General features: G+C 60.4%; 15 protein-coding genes. 3 read left to right on the forward strand and 12 right to left on the reverse strand.

Going from position 1 to position 20,728, the window contains the following annotated elements:
- Positions 1-46 precede the first annotated feature (46 nt).
- Positions 47-1,741, forward strand: a complete 1,695-nt coding sequence (locus tag FBZ97_RS18825) for a dihydroxyacetone kinase family protein (protein WP_145321248.1) — start codon at positions 47-49, stop codon at positions 1,739-1,741.
- A gap of 280 nt (positions 1,742-2,021) precedes the next feature.
- On the opposite strand, the gene FBZ97_RS18830 is transcribed toward FBZ97_RS18825, so the two are convergent.
- The 7 genes from FBZ97_RS18830 to FBZ97_RS18860 all read right to left on the reverse strand — a co-directional run bounded on the left by FBZ97_RS18830 (position 2,022) and on the right by FBZ97_RS18860 (position 12,662).
- Positions 2,022-4,100 (reverse strand): acyltransferase family protein, encoded by a 2,079-nt coding sequence (locus FBZ97_RS18830; protein WP_145321246.1) that lies wholly within the window; start codon positions 4,098-4,100, stop codon positions 2,022-2,024.
- Between the two features lie 648 nt (positions 4,101-4,748).
- The gene (locus FBZ97_RS18835) at positions 4,749-6,716 is read right to left on the reverse strand and encodes a glycoside hydrolase family 3 N-terminal domain-containing protein (RefSeq protein WP_145321243.1); all 1,968 of its coding nucleotides are present in this window, start codon (positions 6,714-6,716) and stop codon (positions 4,749-4,751) included.
- Between the two features lie 134 nt (positions 6,717-6,850).
- The gene (locus FBZ97_RS18840) at positions 6,851-7,699 is read right to left on the reverse strand and encodes a fumarylacetoacetate hydrolase family protein (protein ID WP_145321241.1); all 849 of its coding nucleotides are present in this window, start codon (positions 7,697-7,699) and stop codon (positions 6,851-6,853) included.
- Between the two features lie 43 nt (positions 7,700-7,742).
- A complete protein-coding gene (locus tag FBZ97_RS18845) occupies positions 7,743-9,053 on the reverse strand; it encodes an MFS transporter (protein WP_113353413.1) in 1,311 nt (436 codons plus the stop codon).
- A gap of 48 nt (positions 9,054-9,101) precedes the next feature.
- Positions 9,102-10,685 carry a bifunctional 3-(3-hydroxy-phenyl)propionate/3-hydroxycinnamic acid hydroxylase gene (locus tag FBZ97_RS18850; RefSeq protein ID WP_145321239.1) on the reverse strand — a complete coding sequence of 528 codons (1,584 nt, stop codon included), beginning with the start codon at positions 10,683-10,685 and terminating at the stop codon, positions 9,102-9,104.
- 26 nt (positions 10,686-10,711) lie between these two features.
- Complete coding sequence (locus FBZ97_RS18855; RefSeq protein WP_145321237.1) at positions 10,712-11,605, reverse strand: VOC family protein; 894 nt, start codon at positions 11,603-11,605, stop codon at positions 10,712-10,714.
- Positions 11,606-11,609: 4 nt separating this feature from the next.
- A complete protein-coding gene (locus tag FBZ97_RS18860; RefSeq protein WP_145321235.1) occupies positions 11,610-12,662 on the reverse strand; it encodes an amidohydrolase family protein in 1,053 nt (350 codons plus the stop codon).
- A 124-nt stretch (positions 12,663-12,786) separates the two neighbouring features.
- On the opposite strand from FBZ97_RS18860, the gene FBZ97_RS18865 reads away from it, so the two are divergent.
- Positions 12,787-13,482, forward strand: a complete 696-nt coding sequence (locus FBZ97_RS18865) for a GntR family transcriptional regulator (RefSeq protein ID WP_113353416.1) — start codon at positions 12,787-12,789, stop codon at positions 13,480-13,482.
- A gap of 337 nt (positions 13,483-13,819) precedes the next feature.
- The gene (locus tag FBZ97_RS18870; protein WP_113331718.1) at positions 13,820-15,142 is read left to right on the forward strand and encodes a flagellar hook protein FlgE; all 1,323 of its coding nucleotides are present in this window, start codon (positions 13,820-13,822) and stop codon (positions 15,140-15,142) included.
- Positions 15,143-15,229: 87 nt separating this feature from the next.
- Here the strand turns inward: FBZ97_RS18870 and tnpA are convergent, their stop codons facing one another.
- The 5 genes from tnpA to FBZ97_RS18895 all read right to left on the reverse strand — a co-directional run bounded on the left by tnpA (position 15,230) and on the right by FBZ97_RS18895 (position 20,605).
- Positions 15,230-15,664: an IS200/IS605 family transposase gene (gene tnpA, locus FBZ97_RS18875; protein ID WP_145321656.1), complete on the reverse strand. Its 435-nt coding sequence runs from the start codon at positions 15,662-15,664 to the stop codon at positions 15,230-15,232.
- Between the two features lie 300 nt (positions 15,665-15,964).
- On the reverse strand, positions 15,965-16,966 hold the full coding sequence (locus FBZ97_RS18880; protein WP_145321233.1) for an ABC transporter permease: 1,002 nt from the start codon (positions 16,964-16,966) through the stop codon (positions 15,965-15,967).
- Positions 16,967-16,968: 2 nt separating this feature from the next.
- Positions 16,969-17,988, reverse strand: a complete 1,020-nt coding sequence (locus FBZ97_RS18885; RefSeq protein ID WP_145321232.1) for an ABC transporter permease — start codon at positions 17,986-17,988, stop codon at positions 16,969-16,971.
- Positions 17,978-19,528: a sugar ABC transporter ATP-binding protein gene (locus tag FBZ97_RS18890; RefSeq protein ID WP_145321230.1), complete on the reverse strand. Its 1,551-nt coding sequence runs from the start codon at positions 19,526-19,528 to the stop codon at positions 17,978-17,980. The genes FBZ97_RS18885 and FBZ97_RS18890 overlap by 11 nt, the downstream gene beginning before the upstream one ends.
- A 63-nt stretch (positions 19,529-19,591) precedes the next feature.
- Positions 19,592-20,605, reverse strand: coding sequence for a sugar ABC transporter substrate-binding protein (locus FBZ97_RS18895; protein ID WP_145321228.1), 1,014 nt, complete (start codon positions 20,603-20,605; stop codon positions 19,592-19,594).
- Positions 20,606-20,728: the final 123 nt, after the last annotated feature.

Here is a 20,728-nt window from a genome sequence, read left to right on the forward strand (position 1 = left end):
AGCGACTGAAAGCGCTTCCGTGCAAGCAGCAATAGGATGAAGGATAATGAAGAAACTTATCAATCGACCCGCTGACGTGGTGCGGGAAATGCTGGAGGGCATTGTCGCCCTCGCGCCCGGCCTTGCGCTGCTCGACACGGAGAATGTCATCCTGCGCGCCGACCTACCCGCGATCGCGGACCGGGCGGTCGCCCTGATCTCGGGCGGCGGCGCCGGCCATGAACCGGCCCATGCCGGGTATGTCGGGCCTGGCATGTTGACCGCGGCTGTTACCGGCGAGGTCTTCACCTCGCCGAGCGTCGATGCCGTGCTTGCCGCCATTCGCGCCAGCGCCGGCCCCGCCGGCGCGCTGCTGATCGTGAAGAATTATACCGGCGACCGCTTGAATTTCGGCCTTGCCGGAGAACTCGCCGCTATCGAGGGAATCCCGACCGAGCTCGTCGTCGTGGCGGACGATGTGGCGCTTTCCGGTCTCGTGCCGCGTGAGCGCCGCCGCGGCATCGCCGGAACGGTACTTGTCCATAAGATCGCGGGCGCGGCCGCGGCGAGCGGCAAGAGCCTGAAGGAGGTTGCCGCCATCGCTCGGTCGGCCGCGTCGCGACTCGGCACAATGGGCGTAGCGCTCGGTGCCTGCATCGTGCCGGCCGCCGGCAAGGCCGGTTTCACGCTCGCTGATGACGAAATCGAACTTGGCCTCGGCATCCATGGCGAAAAGGGCGTCGAGCGCACGAAACATCTGCCTGCGGACGCCATCACCGACAGGATCATCGGGCAGATCGTCACGGACATGCAGCTTGCGTTAGGTTCCAGGGTCGCATTGCTCATCAATGGGCTCGGAGCAACGCCGCCCATGGAGCTGGCGGTCGTCACCCGTCGCGCGATCGCATCGCTGCGTTCTCGTGGTCTCAGGATCGAACGGGCCTGGAGCGGCAATTTCCTGACGGCGCTCGAAATGCCGGGTTGCTCGATTTCACTCCTGAACCTGGACGAGGGCGATATCGAACTGCTGGATGCCGATACGTCCGCGACCGCGTGGCCGCGGGGCGGCGCGATCTCGGAAGCACCCCATATCGTGCGGGTGCCGAACATGCCGGAGAGCGAAGCTCCGCTCGGCGATGCGGGCCGGTTCGACCCTCACGATTTGCGCCGCATCGGTCTCGCCGTCTGTGATGCGCTGGAGGCGGCCGAAGCCCATCTGACCGAGCTCGACAGCAAGGCAGGCGACGGCGATCTCGGCGCGAGCATGCTTCGTGGCGCCGAAGCCATTCGCGCCCTGCCCGAAAGCGCCTGGATCAACCCCGCCAACGCGCTGGTCGCAATCGGCAATGCGCTACGGCGGGCGATCGCCGGAAGCTCCGGGCCCTTCTATGCAATCGCGTTGACGCGGGCTGGGCGCCATCTCGGCGAGCACAATCGTTTCTCGCCTGAAGATTTTCGCGCCGCCCTCGCGATCGGTATTGCTGCCATCAGCGAGATCGGGGGAGCAAAGCCGGGTGACCGCACCATGCTCGATGCGCTTGATCCGGCCTTGCGAGCGCTCAAGGCAGCCGGCGTCAAGGTGGCCGCCGCCGAGGCCTGGAAGCAGGCAGCCTCCGCCGCGGCCGAAGGCGCACGCCGCACGGCGGATATGGTACCGAAACTCGGCCGCGCGAGCTATCTTGGCGAAAGAGCTCTCGGCACCCAAGACGGTGGCGCAGCAGCCGTCGCGATCTGGATGGAGGCACTGGCGACAAGTCTCTGATTTCGCTGGCGTAGCGCCAAACCCGACATTCGAACCGCTCCGACCGCCATCCATGTCGCACTTATGGCCATCTTCTTGGCTGTATGAGCATTCGCATTACGCGCTGCAGGATCGGACAGTTAGAGGAACGCCATATAATCGATTTCGCTGTATCGCCAGCTACGGCAGCCAATCCTTCTTCGGGAGAGGCTGCCGATACGGATCGACCAATCGGTCCTCCCTGCCCCCGTACGCCGGCAGCATGAGTCAGCCGTGGAAACGAAATACATTCTCGTCCCACTCACTTTCCGGAGGAATCCAAGGTCGCCCGCAGCGATTGACGAGCTTCGGACAGCACGGGGACGTAGAGCGAGCTCAAGGTCGCCGCGAACGTCGCTGTGAGATGATCGGCATCCTTATAAAGCGGCAGACCGTTTCGCACGGCATCGCAACGATCGCTGCCGCAGATGGCTGGAAGCGGATCGATGATCGTTGCACCATATTTCGCAGCCACACGGCTCAGGATCACATGCGAGAGCGCCTGCCTCTTCTCGATATACTCCAAGGGGGGAGCAACCTCCGTTGACGTGCCTTGCATCATCGCCTTGGCGACGGCCTCCGGCATATAGCGCCCCATTTCGGGGACATCCGAGACCAGCACGACCTTGATGCCCTGACTAGTCAGATCGGCAATCAGGCGGTCCATCGATTGGACGACCGACGCCGATCGATCCTCCACTGGAGGCTGCACGGAAGCATCGAAATACGGCCCCTCATTGGGCATTTCGGCATCGTGGACATATTTGGGCCAATAGGCCACCAGGAAAACCAGTGGAATATGCTGGGCCTTAATCAGATCGAGCACCGCGCCGTTGAAATCGCCGCAAAGCTCGGTATCACCGCGCGGTGTGAGCTGAACATCTGGCAAAGGCGGGCACGACGAATGGCCTGCGAATAGGCCGCTGATCCCAACCTGCCTCGCCGCCGCATCGATGGCGGGCGCCATGGCGCCGGAATGGGAATCGCCCCAAACGAGAAAAGTGGGTTTCGCCGCCTCCTCCGGCCCAAGCGGACAAAGCTTGCCCGCACGAATATCCGCAGCAGGACGCCCTGCCGTGTCGGATTCAGCAAAGCACGGCGGTAGGCTGAAGCGGCTCTGATCGTAAGTGGAAGCATAAACCCGCTGCACATCCGCCGGCAGTCGACCGGGTACACCGCCGTGATTGGCGACATAGTCTCCCAATCCGGCAGCGGCGATCACGACGGTCAGTGCCCCAGCAAATAACGGCGAGCGCTTTACCAGGCTGCCGCGTCCACGGAACGGCCGCTCGATGAAGCGCCATGAGATGATGGACATGGCGAGCGACGCCAGCACGATCAGGCCGCCCTGCATCAGCGAAAGCTCCCGTCCCGTCACCTCGCGGCTGAAGACGATGAGCGGCCAATGCCAGAGATAAAGCGAGTAGGAGATCAACCCAACGAAGACCATTGGCCGCGATCGTAGAACTCTGCTCGCTGGCCCGAGCTCGTCTCGCGCATGGATCACCAGTGCCGCGCCAAGACAGGGTAGCAGAGCTGCCGGCCCGGGGAAGAGTGCCCGCTCGCTAAAGCCGAAGACGGCGATCGCGATCAAAAGCACACCGGCGCAGGCCAATCCGGCTCGCACCTGGGGTCGCTTTGGCATCGGTAGGACACCGAAGGCCAGCATCGCTCCTAGGAGCAGCTCCCAGGCGCGAAATTGCAGCAGATAAAATGCGTCGGGCTGCGACCGGAACAGCGTCCATGTGACCGCTGCGAAAGACACGGCCAGCAATCCAGCCAGGATCGATGCGATATACCGTCGCGCAAACCGGTTTAGGACCAATAACAGCAAGGGAAACAGAATGTAGAACTGCTCCTCGACCGCCAAGGACCAAGTGTGCAGCAGCGGCTTCATTTGCGCGCCGATATCGAAGTATCCGCTCTCCTTGTCGAATTGGATATTCGATGTGAACAGGGCGGCCGCCTTCAAGCTACGCGCGAAATAGGCAAATTCGGCTGGCATCAGCAGGAACCATGCCGCGACCGAAGACGTGGCCAGGACAGCGAACAATGCCGGAAAAATCCGCCGGATACGGCGCTCATAGAATCGGACGAGACTGAATTCGCCCGTCGCGATTTCCTTGGAAATCAGTGATGCCATCAGGAAGCCGGAAATGACGAAGAATATATCAACGCCGACGAAGCCGCCGCCAAACCCCGGGATGCTGGTGTGATAGAGAACGACCGGAAGGATCGCCAGGGCGCGCAGGCCGTCGATATCGCGGCGATAGGTGAAGCCGCCAGGCTCGTATCCGGGGACGGACGCCACGGACGACGAGCGCCTAAGAACAAGATTCAAATTCAACGCTCCGACGCCGCCGACACGTGCATACAGCCGCGGCGTGTTGTTTATCTGGGAAAATAGTCTCTTTGACTGACGTAAAGCTGAAGAACCCTGGTTTCGAGTGCTTTCTCGAGGCGTCGGTCAGGGCGCCACCAGAATGGGGCCGACGGAGGCGATCAAGCATCAAGGCCTTCCGATGCGTCGGCGGCAGCGCATCTGACCGGCCGACACGGAATTCCAGCGTGTCACGTCAGCCTGGTCGTCCCCAGTGCAAGAGCGACATAGCTCCCAAACCTTCACGATCTTACAAGGAATAGGAAGGTCAAGGTCAACAATCGGTCCCGCGGCAACCCGCAACAACGATGATCGGATCGCCGAATGGATCGAACCGACAGCACCATTGTCGCTGGCGCGACTTTTTCGCCCATGGCCGATCTCATTCCGCTGTCTTTCAGAGAGTGTCTCAAAAGGGCTTGAACCGCCTGCTTATAGCTCCCATGGTGGCTTCGGGCAGATATCATTGAGCTGGCGCGTCCCATCGAGACGCGATGGGAGACCAAATGCGCGAACTCGATATTACCATTGCCAGATCGATCAACAGCTTCGCCGGCTGCTGATGACCTATCGGGCCGATTTGTCAAACCAGGTCGGACCGGCCCGATATCAGTACTGCATGCGATAACCGATCGGATAAAGCGGGCGGGATGTGTCGTGCGGCACATCGGATTTCTGCGCGCGCACCTCTTCCATCGATGAAGGAAGCTCGAAAGGCAGCCTGCCTTCAGCTTTCCGCTTGCCCTCGATCACATCGAACAAGGCTGTGTCGCTTGCGCCGAAATTGGCGAGGATTGCAGCGGCATGCTCGCGTATGCCGGTGAGGATTGCCGGACGGGCCAGATAGATGGAGACAACCGTCGGAACCTGTTTCGCCGTTTCCTTGAACGTCTCGAAATCGGCATTGCCGTCCTTGAAATCCAAATCGCCTTCCTGCTGACGGGAACCGAAGAAATAGTTCATATGAGGCTGCTGATAGGGCGCGCTGAGACGCATCACCGCAAAATCGGCATCCTTGGCGTCCGTCACCACGGTAAAGCCGCGTGCCGACACGATTTTTGCATCAACGCCGTACAGGAACACCTTTTTGCCTGGCGTCACAGGCAGCAGGCCAGCCTTATTGTCGAGCAAGACCATGGCGCGGCTTTGAGCGGCGGTTGCCTCCGCAGCAAATGCCCCATTGCCAACAATCACGTGCGCCTTTTGCGGTTCGACATAGGGATTTTCAAAAAGGCCCTGCTCGAATTTCTGGACAAGGATACGAGTTGCGGATTGATCGATGCGCTGTTGCTTGATCTTTCCTTCCTTCACCGCCTGAACGAGAAGATCGGAAGAAGTGACACCGCCGAACTGATCGACGCCGGCATTGACGGCCTTGGCAAAGCGGTCGACACGGCTCAAATCCTCCACGCCCCAAGGCATGCCGAAGGTTTCCTCGTTCAAAGTCGGCTTTACGCCCGGCTTCTCGCCATCCAGGCAAGTCCCCTTGCAGTCGTTGGTGATCAGCCAATCGCTGAGAACGACACCCTGGAAGCCGTATTGGCCACGCAGCAGATCGGTCAGAAGCTGCTTGCTGTATCCCGCGCCCACCGGCTCCAGCAGCTTGCCGCCGAGCGTCACACCGTCAAGGATCGAATATGTCGGCATGACGCCGCCGACCTTCGCCTTGAAAGCTCCCTCAAACGGAATGAGATGTTCGGCAAAATTGTTGCCTGGAAAGGTCGCGTGGCGTCCATAGGCGTTGTGGCTGTCATAACCGTCTTTTGCCGCACCGTAGCCGACCCAGTGTTTGGCCACGGCGACGACACTGTCCTTGTTGATGCCGTTCTCGCCGTTTTGAAACCCCGCCACATAGGCTTCCGCCATGGATTTGGAAAGTTGCGCATCCTCGCCGAACGTACCGTTGGTGCGTGGCCAGCGCGGCTCGCTGGCAAGATCCACTTGCGGAGACAATGCTTCCTGTATGCCGACGGCGCGGTATTCCTGACGGACAATGTCGCCGAAACGGCGAACGAGCGATGGATCGCCTATGGCCGCCAACCCTAAGGTCTCGGGCCATTTCGAGAATCCGCCGGCCGAAACACTCGCGCCGAGTACGAATTGGAAATGATTGCGCGGATCGGTGCTGATCGTCGCTGGAATCCCAAGCCGGCCAGCTTCCGCGATCTCCTGAAGCTTGTTGTTCTGCTCGGCCAATAGGGCGGCATCGCCCGCCAATCGCGTTATGAAGGTCACGACCTTGCGCCCGTCGATCATCTCCTTGGCGCGTGCAAGATCATATTCGGTCCCGACCCCCATCCCGGAACCGGGACCGGCGGATGGAGCCGTGCCATGCATCATGAGGCCGGCCTTCTCCTCTAGCGTCATCTGACTGATGAGATTGGCCGCCCGCTCGGCAGCCGGGAGGCGCCAGTCCTCATAAGGATCAAGTTTGCCATTGCGATTGAGATCCTTGAAGGAAAGCCCGTCAATGGTCAGCGTCTTGGCGACGCGGGCCGAAAGCGCCGGCTGCTCCTGCGACAAAGCCGTTGAAGCGAGCAACGATACGGCCGCACATAAGGCAATGAACTGTTTCACGGCATCCCTCCCCAAAGAATTTCAATCGATCCCGACAAATTAAAGGGGGCAAACCGTGCCGCCTCATGTACTTTGGCGGCACCTGTCGGCCCGTCGATGCCCATCAGTTCGCAACCGCAAACTGTAAGCATATACTAACCTAGTTCATCAACGACCGGGTTGCTAAGAATGCCGAGCCTGTCGATCTCCACCTCCACGACGTCTCCCTGCTTCATCCACAGCGGCGGCTGCCGCTTGGCGCCAACCCCGCCCGGTGTGCCACTGACGATGACGTCGCCCGGTTCCAGCCGTGTGAAGCTGGAGCAATATTCGATCTGCCGGGCGATATCGAAAATCATTTGGCCGAAGGTCGCATCCTGCACGACGGTCCCATTGAGGCGCGTCTGAATGCGAAGATCGGGCAGCGGACCAAGTTCGTCCGGCGTCATCATCCAAGGCCCGAAAGCGCCGGTGTCGGGAAAGTTCTTGCCCGGTGTGAACTGATGCGTATGACGCTGGAAATCACGCACGCTGCCGTCATTGTAGCAGGCATAGCCAGCAACGTATCCCATGGCCTCATCGCGGGTGATGTAACGGCCCGATTTGCCGATGATGACCGCCAGCTCGCCTTCGAAATCAAGTTCCGTCGAGACCCTCGGGCGCACGATCGGGGCGAGATGGCCCGTCTGGCTATTGGCATAGCGGGCAAAGATCGTCGGGTTTTCCACCTCCGCACGCCCCGTCTCCTTGCGATGCATTTCATAGTTCAGCCCAACGCAGAGGATCTTGTCGGGATTGGGAATGACCGGCAGCCATTCGACGTCACCTAGCGGCGTGGCGGCGGCGGAACCAGCGGCCTCGGCAACGCCGGCAAGGTCGCCGGCCACAGCCGATTTGAGATCGGCATAGCGTGACGCGAGAACCGCGCCGGCATCGAGGAAGCGATCGTCCTCGATGACGCCCCAGGTCGTGCAGCCGGCGATCTTGACGGTGGACAGTCTCATGGTTCTTGCTCCTTTAGGGGGTCGGACTGGGCGACGGGCGCGTTCACACCCGCTGCATTTGATCGGTGAAGCGCGTTAACTTGCCGAAGCGCTCGATGGTGCGATCCGGGAAGATCAGCGCGAAGGCGGAAATTGCGCCAATGATGAGGATCGCGGCCGTGAACAGCATGGCGTTTGCATAGCCGGCCGCGACATGATCGGGTCCGGCTGCCTGCACGATCATGCCGGTGACGGCGTTGGATGCGAGTGCGGACACCGCATTCGCCGAATAGATCACGACGATCAGCCGGCCGCGCTGGACAGCCGGCGCGACGCTACCGAGCGTGATCGGGCCGTATATCGTGGTCAGACTTGGAGCAGCGAAAGCGATCGCGATCAGCGCCAGTTGCAATGGACCACTGACATGAACCGAGGCGATCAGCGCCAATCCACTGACGAGAAGCGCATAGCCAGAAGCGCTGCCGAGGGAAGCGCGTTTGCTGGCGCCCTTCTGAAGCATGCGCTGCGCGATCCATGAACCAACCAGCAACAGCGGCGACTGGAAGATATAGACGGCCGAAATGATCGAGCCGGTTTCGGTCTGCGAATAGCCAAGGCCCTGCTGCAGGAAGGGCGGCAGCCACGTGGCCGACATGCCGACGATCCAGTAAGACATGGTCGACATGATGATGACACCGATCACGGTCGGGTCGAGCCAGAGTTTGCGGGCTGGGATCGGGGTCTCGCCCACTACGGCGCGCGCCTTTTCATTTTCCGCGACGGCATGCGGCCCTTCGCCGCCGATGAGCAGCCAGGCGATGATCCAGGCAACACCGATCAGCCCGCAGAACAGGAAGCCCGAACGCCAGCCGTAATTGACGATGACATAGGTCAGGATCGGCCCACCGGCGAGCAAGCCGACACTGATGCCCTGCAACACGACGGCGCTCGGCACGCTGCGCTTTTGCGGGCTGAACCAGTTATGGCAGGCATGCAATGCCGTCGGCAGCCCAGGTCCCTCGCCGAGGCCGAGCAAAATGCGGCAGGCGACCAGAACCGTCACCGAGCTGGTAAAATAGATCGGGATCTGCGCGATCGACCAGATTGCCGCCAGAATGACAAGGATCCATTTGACGGGGACACGACCGATCATGAAGAGACCGACAAGAACGCCCGAAATCGAGAACAGCAGAAAGAAGCTGCTGCCGATCAGGCCGAACTGCTGTGGCGAAATACCGAGGTCCTTCATGATCGACACCGCGGAAAGGCCGAAGACGAGCTTGTCGAAGAAGTTCAGCGTCTGGAACAGGAAAAGCAGGATAAGGACGGCAAAAGGTCGCCATTTGCTGACGGTATCGATGGTTGGTTCAGACATATGTTCCTCCCAGAACTTCAAAGAAAACTGCGATTGCCGATGCGGGACTCAGGCAAGGCGAGCGCGCAGGTCCGCGATCTGCTGGCGAAGCGCCTCGAGGTTGCCTGCGGCGCCAAAGACATAGTGGTCAGGACGTACGAGCGCAGCGATCGCTTCATGCCGTTCGAACCAGGCCGAAAGCACGCCATCCCTTTCTCGGAGCGCGGCCGGATCGGCTGCATTATCGCCTTGAGGCACAACAGCCTTCACCACGATGCCGTCGATCGCGTCGGCGAGCGCCTGTCCTTCCGCCATCCCGATCCGGCGGCCGTCGAGCACAAGCCGCCATTGCGCTCCGGTAAAGGCATCCATCAAGCGCGGAGCGGGGTCTTCGACGATTGCCGGCTGCGGGAACAACAATCCTCGCGCCGGCGTGCCTTCTTCGGCGATCAGCCCATCCTCGATGGGCGGGACGATTTCCTGCCGGGTAATGGTAAGAGGCCGACCGCCGCCCTCGGCAAGTATGCGGGCATCACGCGCCGCGGCGGCTTCCGGATCGCGTTCGCAGATCGTCTGGCCAATCGCCTTGATCTTGCCGGTCAGCGTCTGCACATGCCGCTTGCGTTCCACCGTGTAGGTATCCAGCAGCGCTTCGGAAGACTGCCCCTTCAGGATGCGGTCGAGCCGCCAGACGAGATTGGAAACGTCGCGCAGGCCCTGGCACATGCCCTGGCCGATAAAGGGCGGCTGCTGATGCGCGGCATCGCCGGCGATCATGACTTTCCCCCGCCGCCATTCGTCGGCCACCAGCGCATGAAAGCGATAGGCGGCGGCCCGCCAAAGCTCGCCGTCTTCCGGCGCCAGCCAGGGCGACAGCAGCCGCCAGACATTGTCGGGCTTTTCCATCTCGCGTGGATCCTCACCCGGCAGAAGCATGATTTCCCAGCGACGGTGATTTTTGGGCCCCATGATGTAGCTGGTCGGACGCGCCGGATTGCAGAACTGGGCCGAAGTCTGTGGTAGCTTGCCCAGCGCGGTTTCATGTACCTGCACATCGACTACGAGCCACGGCTCGTCGAAGACGAGATCCTTAAGCTTCATTCCCGACAGTTCACGCACACGGCTCCACGCCCCGTCGCAGCCGATCACATATCTCGCTGTGATCCTCTGGCTCTCGCCGGACGAATCCCGAAGCGTCGCGACCACTTCATTCCCCTGAGGATCGAGATCGACCATTTCCGTGCCAAGTTCTATCGTCACGCAGTCGAAACTTTCGGCATGCCGTCTCAGCACGGCTTCGACCGGAGGCTGGGTAAACACCATGCTCGGGGTGTAGCCGAGCGGATACGGTTCCGGCACCATGTCGATACGACGGATGAGCTGCCCCTCTGCGCCGAAGTGCTGGGAGGCCGTGAACGGCGCGGTATGGGGAAGCACCTCGTCGGCGATGCCCATATTGTCGAAGTGGCGCAGGATTTCGTGGTCGAGCGCGATAGCGCGCGGCTTGTCATAGATACCGGTCAACCGATCGACGACGAGCGTGGAATGGCCTTGCGCGCCGAGCATGCCGGCGGCCACGGCTCCAGCCGGGCCGAAGCCGACCACCAGCACGTCATAAGAGTTCGAAATATCGTTATCGTTCGTCACGGGCATGCCTCTGCAAATGTCTATTGGGCGCATCAGGCGCCGGAAAAGCCGATGGAAATCTGTGCCTTCTTGCAGGCGTCGCTTTTGGGAGGCGCAATGCCCCAGTGATCGGTTCGGCCGGGCGGCCAGACCCATTCCTCGGGTCCTCGGGCGCGATAGGAGTCGTCCACCCGCAGGACTTCGGCGGTGTACTCGATCACTACGCCTTGCGGGTCGACGAAATAGGCAAAGACGTTGTCGCCCGGCCCATGCCGGCCCACGCCCCAGCCGATCGGATAGCCGTGATCGACGACGCGACCAGAACCTCGCATGACGGATTCGAGGTCGGGCATCAGGAAGGCGACATGGTTCAGCCCATTGACCGGTGCCTCGGCCAGCACGACCGCATGATGGTCGTCGTTGCAGCGCAGGAAAGCCATAAGCTTCGACCGGTCCGTCAGGCGGAAGCCGAGGACATTGCGATAGAAGTTCGAAAGCGCCTCGATATCAGCGCTGTTAATGTTGACATGCGCCAGACGTTCCGGCCGGTTGGGAACCACGCGGCCATGCTTGCGGCGGTCGCCGTGCACGAATTCCAGAACGGCGCCTTGCGGCTCGCGGATGACGAAACGCTCGCCACCGGCGGCACCATCAGCGGGTCCGATGTCGCGCAGGACAGCACAGCCTGCGGTAACCGTCTTTGCGAACAGCGACGCCAGCGCTTCAGCCGAACCGACGCGAAAACTGATCTTGCGCAGTTCCGAACGGTTGCTTTGCTTTAGCTCCAACACATGAAAATCAGCACCCGTTGCCGCCAGGAAAACCTTGCCCTCCACTTCGGCGACGACATCCAGGCCCCAGACGCGGGTATAAAAGTCGACAGACGACGCGAGATCGGGCGTACCCAGTTCCACGCTGCGCAAAGCGATGACAGGAAATTCAGTCATGGGATCAAACCTCATCCAAACCCAGGAAAGCGCGCGCATTCGCAAATGTCAGGCGCTCGCGCAAACTCGCATCCGCAAACGCCTCCTCGACGCCAGCGATGGGCTCTTTCTCGCGGAAATTGAAGGGATAGTCGGTGCCGATCATGATGCGATCTTCGCCGAAGACGGCGACAAGGCGGCGTAGCATGTCCGGATCGAAAACCAACGAATCCACATAGAGACGCCGCGCCTGCGCGGCAGGGCTCTCATGCGTGATTTCGCTGAGCGCCGGGAAGGCCGAATAGCCCTGCTGCAGCCGCGGCAGCAGCGAGGCAAACGTGCCCCCGCCGTGGCTGAAGGCGATCCGCAGTTTCGGGAATTTCTGAAGCAACCCGCCGGTGATCACGGATCCTGCCGCCAATCCGACATCGGTCGGATAGGCGAGCACCTGCTGAAGCGGCGCTGGCCCAACGAGACGATCCATGCCGGTCGGCCGCACGGCGTGCACGAAGACAGCGGCATTCAGCTTCTCCGCCTCCGCAAAAAAGGGATGGAAACGAGGATCACCGATAGGCACGTCATTGATATTGCTGCCGATCTCGACGCCACGAAAACCGAGTTCGCCGACGAGGCGATGCAACTCGGAAATCGCAAGATCAATATCCTGAAGAGGAAGGCCGCCGAGCCCAACGAAACGACCCTGGCCCTGCCCGATCATCACAGCGATCGCATCGTTGACGTATCGGACAAGGTCGTGGGCCGCGGTCTTTTCGATCCAATAGCCGAAGAGCTCAGGCATGGGAGACAGAGCCTGGATGCGGATACCGGTCCTGTCCATCTCCTCCAGCCGCCGTTCGGCCACCCAGCAGGCATCGCTGACCGTGCGATAAGGCTTGTCATCGATAACGACCGTTGCGTGACAAGCATCCGCGGCAACCATCGAGGGCCAGCCACGGGTGGGAGCATTCCCTGCCGCAAGCGGAAAACGTGCGGGCACCACGTGACAGTGGATATCAATGCCGCAACAAGCGCAGCCGTTCGCAAAGGCGCCCGACGCTCGCTTTTTCGTTCCGCTCATGGAGCCCTCCCTCAATAAGAGCCGTCATAATGTACAAACTTTACCACGTAAAGATAAAATTTATAAATTTTGCGCTGCTGCTTCCTCGTGTATATAAAAAGTGATTTGCAAGCCAGAGAGCACCATGAACGTCAACCTGCTGAAGAAAGAGGCCGGAAGCCCCGCGACATTGGCGACCAGCATCTATGAGCGGCTGAAGGCCGACATTCTCTCGACGCGCCTGGAGCCCGGCCGAAAGCTTCAGCTCCGCTTCCTGATCGAGCACTATGATGCCGGCCAGACCCCGTTGCGCGAGGCATTGAACAGATTGACGACGGAGGACCTCGTCATCGGAAAGGAACAGCGCGGCTTCTTCGTCAAACCCATCAGCCTGGACGAATTGCATGAGCTGACGAAAACGCGCTGCTGGGTGGAGACGCTGGCCCTGCGGGAATCCATGGCGAATGCAACGCCTGACTGGGAAGAGGCGCTTCTGGTCGCCCATCATCGGTTGGAGCGCACCCCGCGCTCACTCAACCCGGAGCAGTTCGAGGACAATCCGGAATGGGAAAGGCTTCACCGCGCCTTTCATGCGCTGCTGATCGGGGGATGTGGATCTAAGCCATTGATAGGCTTTTGCGAGCAGCTGGCCGATAGGCTCTACCGGTATCGAGCGCTTTCGATCCGCAAAGCCTTTCGCGTGCGCAAGGTCAATGATGAGCATGCGCGTATCCTCGGAGCCGTGCTCGACCGGGATACCGTGGAGGCCGAGCGGTTGCTGCAACTCCATTATGAGAAAACGGCCGACATCATCCGGACTGATCTTGATACGGCGACGTAAGGCGCCGCCGCGACCGGCTCGAATACCCAACATGGGGCCAGGGCATTATCTTTGGCAGGGATCTTTGGCAGGCGATAGCCGTTCATGATGCCTTGCGGTCCGAGACGCTGGCCATCGAGACCTGTGTCGCAGTCTCCGCGGAACGCGAAGCGCGCCGTCCAGGATATGAACCGGATCGCATGCCTTGAGCCCCACGAATCGGGAATGTGGAGCGCGCGCCGGCTCAAGCATCGTCGAATGTTTTGAACTGATTCAAACTGGCGGCGCACGCCAAAAAGCCAGCTTCACACAAGTCATTAACGCTACCATCCCCGCATCAGCAACGTGCGAGGAACCAATGAGCATCTTTGGTAGCATGAAAACGGCAGTTTCCGGCATGAACGCGCAGGCAAATAAGCTTAGCACCGTGTCGGACAACATCGCGAACGTCAATACAACGGGCTACAAGTCGGCGAGCACCAGCTTTTCGTCGTTGATTCTCCCTTCGGGCGGCGGCAACTATAACTCCGGCAGCGTCGAAACCAACGTCAGCTATTCGGTCTCGCAGCAGGGCGACACCGTCTCCACCTCGTCGAGCAGCGACTTGTCGATCCAGGGCGCCGGCTTCTTCGTCGTGCAGGGCGCCGACGGCAAGACCGTCCTGACCCGCGCGGGCGACTTTACGCCGGATGCAAACGGGAACCTCGTGAACTCCGCTGGCTATACGCTGATGGGCTACTCCTATGCTTCTGGAGCGCCGGCTGTCGTCGTCAACGGCTTCGACGGCCTGGTGCCGATCAACGTCAATCAGAGCGGTCTTGCCAACGAAGCTTCGACATCCGGCAGCTTCACAGGCAACCTCAATTCGAATGCAACCACCGTCACAGCCAGCTCGACCGTGGCGCTGCCGAGCACCGGTTACACCGGTAGCTCGAATACCGCAACAGTTACGACCGACACCCAGAAGAGCTCGGTTGTTGCCTATGACAAGCTCGGTAACAGCGTCATGTATGACGTTTATTACACCAAAATAGCGGATGCGGATTCCACCGCAACCCCACCAACATCGGGCCAATGGGAAGTAACGGTTTATCGCCACGACGATGCAAATACATCGGGCAGCAGCTCATTCCCTTACTCATCGGCGCCCGTCGGGACCACTCAGCTGACATTCGATGCGAATGGAAATCAGTCGATCGATAATAAGGGTGTGTTTAATATCGTTGATCCGAAGACGGGCGGTACGATCTCGATGGATCTGACCAAGATGACCCAAAAGGCATCCGATTTCGCTTCCACCGGCTCGACTAACGGGCAGGCGGCAGCCGCAGTCACCGGCGTCACTATCGACAAGAACGGCGTCGTCTACGCGAACTACGCGAAAGGGGATCCGAAGGCGATCTACCAGATCCCGCTCGCAACCGTTGCAAGCCCTGACAAGCTGACGCTCTTGAGCGGCAACGTCTATCAGGCCAACGCCGACTCCGGCGTGACCGTCACCAGCTTCGCCAACAGCAACGGTCTCGGCTACATCCAGTCGAACTCGCTGGAAGCTTCCAACGTCGATCTGGCGGGCCAGCTCACCGACATGATTCAGGCGCAGAAGAGCTATACGGCCAACTCCAAGGTGTTCCAGACGGGCTCCGACCTGCTGGACGTGCTGGTCAATCTCCAGCGCTGATTTTCCACCTGCGTAAGTCATGACCTCCACCAGAGGTGGAGGTTTGAAACGCTGTGCTTGAACCGCTAGAAGCGGTATTGTTAGCGCTTAGTAGCTACGATTGAAGAGGTCGGCAAAGTCGGAAGCTTTGTCGGCCTTTTCCTGATGACGGATATATTGTCTGACGACCTGCTCATTGTAGCCCGTCGTCGATACGAAATAGCCGCGCGCCCAAAAGTGATAACCCTTGTAGCGGCGCTTGCGCGCATACTTGTTGGCAACATAAAGGGCTGTCTTGCCCTTCAAAAAGCCGACAATATGCGCAACCGAATATTTCGGCGGGATCGAGATCAACATATGCACATGATCGGGCATCAAATGACCCTCTTCGATCTGGCAGCCTTTCTGCTGTGCCAGCCGACGTAAGAGTTCTCCCAACTCACGCCGTACGTCCCCGTACAGCCTTTTCGTTCGGTATTTGCTGCCAAAAACAATGTGATACTTGCAGTCCCACGTCGCATGCGAGAGCGTCTGCTCATCCATAAAACCTCCTTGTTCGAAGTCTGGGCCACCCCAGCGGTTCAAGCAGGAGGTCTCTCAACTACCGTGTAGAACTCGTCCAGTCCTCCACCGTAGGTGGAGGTTTATTATCGATATAATCAAAAAGGGTCCTCCGGGACCCTTTTTCGTAAAATTCGGCGGGCGAAGCCTGTTGCTAAACACTGCCCCGACCTAGGCGTGTGGATCTGCGAGCGTAGCCGACGCTTGGCTCGGCGCGTAGATTTCGGAATCGGACAGGGCGAGAAAAATGCGGCAGATAGAGCAGTCGGAAAGCGGCTTGCCTCACGGGCGGCCAGCCGCTTTCCGGTTCATGAAGCTCAGGGCGAGCACGGTGAAGATCAGTGTTCCCGTACCGACCTGCTGCCAGTAGAAATTCAGATCGGTCAATAAAAGTCCATTGGCCACGATACTGAGCAGCAGCACACCCAGCACGGTACCAGCGACGTTCGGCCGCCCGAGCGGACTGAGCGTCGTGCCGATGAAGGTTGCGCCGATGGCATTCAGCAGAAATGCATTGCCGGAAGACGGGATATAGACGGTGACGGTCGCGGTCAGAATCAGGCCAGCGACGGCTGCGATCAATCCGACCAATATGAAGGTGGCCGCTATATAGGCGGGAGCCGCAATACCGGAATAGCGCACGACACCCGGCTGGATACCGATCGACAGCACGACGCGGCCGAAGCGCGTGCGGGCAAGAATGACCGCGGCGACCGCGATGATGAGTATGGCGGCAACGAGCGGCACAGGGACCCCCCCGATCGTGCCGTGGCCAAGGAAACGGAAAGCCTCTGGCACGCCGTTCGGCGGCAGATAGACGGGATTGCCGCCATTGGTCAGCAGCTGCTGGATGCTGCGGCCGATGAACAGCGTGCCGAGCGTCGCAAGGAACGGCGAGACGCCAATCCCTGAGATCAGCAGCGCATTGAAAGCACCGACAAGCGCCCCGGCCCCCAATCCGGTAAGCGCAGCAAATGCCACCGGCTGTCCGGCAAGGACAAGCGAGACGAAGGCAAAGCTTGCGAAATCCATCGCCGTTCCCACCGAAAGATCGATGCCGCCAGATGCAACGGCGAAGGTCATGGCGATGGAAACGATGGCAAGCAACGTGAAATTGTTGACCAGGATGCTCTGCAGGTTGGCAAGGGTCAGGAATGTCGGTGTGATCAGGGAAAAGACGGCGAAGACCGCAACCAGCGCGAGTATCAGCCCATGGCGCACTAGGTTGGCGGCGATCAGCCGCGTCAAGCCAACCGGGGCGTGTGCGGAAACATGGAGCGACATGTTCAGGCCTCCTGCCGACGCAACAGGGTGGTCGCGGAGACCACGATGAGAATGAGCAGGCCCTGCACGCCGCTGACCAGCGTGCTCGAAATATTGAGCAGCTGGAAACCGTTGGTGAGGAAGCCGACCAGCAGAGCTGAAAGCAACGTTCCAGTCACTGTTGGAACCAGCCTGCGTGAAAAGACCGAACCGAGCAAAGCGGTGACAACGACGGGCAACAGCATCTCGCCGGAACCCGTCGTGCTGCCGCTCAGGTAGGAAACCGAGAGGATGCCGGCGATGCCGCCAGATAGGCCGCTGGCGACGAATGCGCCGGCAAGCAGGCGACGAAGCGGAAGGCCAGCGGCGCGCGCGGCATCCGGAAACTCGCCGACAGCGTAAAGGCGCAGACCAAGCGGCGTATATTGCACGATCGCCGTCGCAATCGCCGTGAAGCCAATGAGCACATAGGCGAGGATCGGCATGCCGAGGGAGTCCGAAGCAGAAAGCGCCGACAGGAATGGCGTGGAAGCCGGAAGGACGGTATTTCCCGTCAGCACCAGTTCCAGGCCGGCAACGACGTTCATGACGGCAAGCGTGGCGAGTAGCGGCACGATACCGGCATAGACGACGGCGATAGCATTGGCCGCGCCGATCAGTGTACCAGTCAGGATCGATGCCAGGATCGCCGTGACATCACCAAAGCCGAGTTGTGTGAGGCTGGCATAGACGGCGGCGCTGAGGCCCATATTGGCGGCAAGCGACAGGTCGATGCCGCCGGTGACGACATTGGAGCCGCCGGCGATGAGGACGATCGTCAGTCCGATCGCGAGCACGCCGGAGATGGCTGATTGGCCGAGCACATTGCCGATATTGCCGATGCTGAGGAAGTAAGGCGCGGTCAGCGAAAAGACGATCAGGATGACCCCAAAGGCGATCAGCGACCCGAAGCGCAATGCCGTGGCCGCTATATTGCCGGCCGGCCGGGCAGGTTCTTCTAAGGTCGAAAATCCGGAAGGCGCGAATTCTACCTCAGCCGACATGGCGCTGTCCTTCCGACGATCCGGTGGCTTCGACGAGCACGGCATCCGCCGTCGTCTCCGACGATATGAATTCCCGCACCACCCGGCCACGGAAGAGCACAAGGATGCGATCCGTGATGCCAAGGAGTTCCGGCAGGTCGGAAGACAGGACTATGACACCGGCGCCGCGCGCCGCGAGTTCGCCGATCAGCGTATAGATCTCGACCTTGGAGCCGATGTCGACGCCGACCGTCGGCTCGTCGAGGAGGTAGACCTCGGAATGGCGACTGAGCCATTTGGCTATCGCCACCTTCTGCTGATTGCCACCCGAAAGCGTACGCAGCAAGGCGTTACGCCCGTTGGTCTTTACCTGCAGGCGTTCAATCAGGGCATCGACTTCCCGCCTTTCGCCCGTGCGGTCGAGAAAGCCGAGGCGCGTGAAGCGATCGAGGCTGGAAAGACTGATATTTTCCGCGACGCTGAGGTCGAGCGCGATGCCATGGCGGCGCCTATCCTCGGGCACCAGGGCGATCCTGTTATCCGTCGCGCGACTGGGATTGGCGAAACGGAAAGCCTTGCCGCCGATTTCGATACGGCCGAAGGCCGGCCTATCCAGACCGAAGAGAGAGCGGACCAGCTCCTTTGCCCCGGAACCGAGCAAACCAGTGAGGCCCAGCACCTCGCCGCGACGAAGGGTGAAGCTGACATCCTCGTATTTTCCGGGCGCCGAAAGCCGTTCGACCTTGAGGATTTCATCGCCGGGAGCAACAACCGGCTTCGGAAACATGTCCTTGATGTCGCGCTCGACCATCAGCCGCGCGATCGCTGCGGCCGATGTTTCCCGGATCGGTACCGAAGCGACGTCCAGCCCGTTGCGCAGCACGGTGACATGGTCGCAGAGTTCCTCGATTTCGTTCAGGTAATGCGAGATGTAAATGATGGTCACGCCTTCATCGCGCAGGCGACGGATCAGGCGGAAGAGGATATCGGCCTCGCGACGCACCAATGCCGCCGTCGGTTCGTCGAAGACAAGCACCTTAGGCTGGTTGAGAAGCGCGCGGGTGATCTGGACGATCTGCTTTTCGGCCGTCGACAATTCACCGATCAGCGCGCTATTCGGCAACCGCACACCGAAATAATCCTTGAGGATATCGGATGCACGGCGCTGCATCAGCCGGCGATCGAGAAATGGCGTGCCTGGTATGCGCGGCTCCCGGCCGAGAAACAGGGCTTCGCCGACCGTAAAAGTCGGCACGAGAAGCCGATCCTGATGAATGAAGTGAACGCCGAGCTCTTTCGCGAGATGCGGGGTCAGCCTATCGAAAGCTTGCCCTTCGATCTCGATCCTCCCGTCATCCGGCTGATGAAGACCGGCAAGCAGCTTGATCAATGTCGACTTGCCCGCACCGTTCTGGCCGACGAGACCGTGGATGGTTCCACGTCTGACGCCAAGCGACGCACCCGCCAGCGCCTGCGCTCCGCCGAAGCGCTTGACGATGCCTTCAAAGCGGATGATGTCGTCTTTTGCCGTCACCGGCTGCTTGAAAGAAATGGCGCTCATCTCGGTCTCCAGCGGACATGTTCCGGGCGATCCAGCCATGGCGGCATCGCCCGGAGCGGACTATCAGCCAATGCCGAGTTTCTTGGTGACCTCGCCGACATTGGCCTTGTTGGCCAGAAGCGCTGGAACGTAGGTCTCGCGCGGCACCGTCTGACCGGCAAGAAGCTTCGCAACATTGCGGATGGCGGTGCGGCCGATTTCCGCGGGTTGTTGAGCGACGTCGGCGCCAGCGGGCGATTTCGGATCGGCGATGAGCTGCAGCACTTCCGGGCTGCCATCGACGCCGTAGGTGCGGATTTCGGTGCGGCCAGCGGCGGCAAGCGCCTGGGTCGCGCCGAGCTGCGGGATGTCCCATGCCGACCAGATCGCCTTGATCGACCCCTTTTCCGGATATTTGTTCAAAATCGCGGTGATCTGGGTGAAAGCGTCCTGCACGGTATTCGGGATGACGTCGCGCAGTTCCGGCTGGAGGATCTTCACCTTCGGGAAATATTTGACGACATTGACCAGCTGGTCATAGCGGATCGCGCAAGGCGTCACGCCGTAAAAGCCGTTGAAGACGACGATATTGCCTTCGCCGCCGATATCGGAGACGAGCTGGAGCGCCAGGTCCTTGCCGATGCCCCAGTTGTCGGAGGTGGTATTGTTGATCGAATTGGTCGAGCCGACGTCGACCGTCAGAACCGGAATGCCGGCGTCGCGCGCCTTCTTCAGCCAGGGGTCGATGACGCTGAGCGTCCCGAGGATCTGAACGATGGCATCCGGCTTCTGGGCAATCAGCGTCTGCAATTGCGAGACCAGTTTGGCGTCGTTGCGCCCCGCGTCCACGGCGATCGGCTCGCCCCCGAGGCGTTTGACCTCTTCGATCTGGGCATTATAGGCCTGCAGGTCGAAGAAATGGTCGGTTCCGGTCGCGCTGATGGCGATGCGCTTACCCTTTAGGGACGGCTCTTCCCCGGCCGCGAAGGCGGGCTTTCGCCCGATCAGCGAAGCGCCGGCAACGGCAACTCCAGCCGCCGCGGATAATTTCAGCAGCTCCCGTCTTCCTAGACCGCTGTCGGACTTTTCGATGCTCATTGCCACTCTCTCCAATTTGACTTTAGTCTATAAATTAAGTGGACTAACGAGAATGGGGAGAAATGAATTTCCAAAAAGGCGGCCTGGAGAGGAAAGAGTAGACGGCGCGGGTGCTCGTCCCCG

This window comes from Rhizobium sp. ERR 942 (assembly GCF_007828395.1).
Classification (GTDB): domain Bacteria; phylum Pseudomonadota; class Alphaproteobacteria; order Rhizobiales; family Rhizobiaceae; genus Rhizobium; species Rhizobium dioscoreae.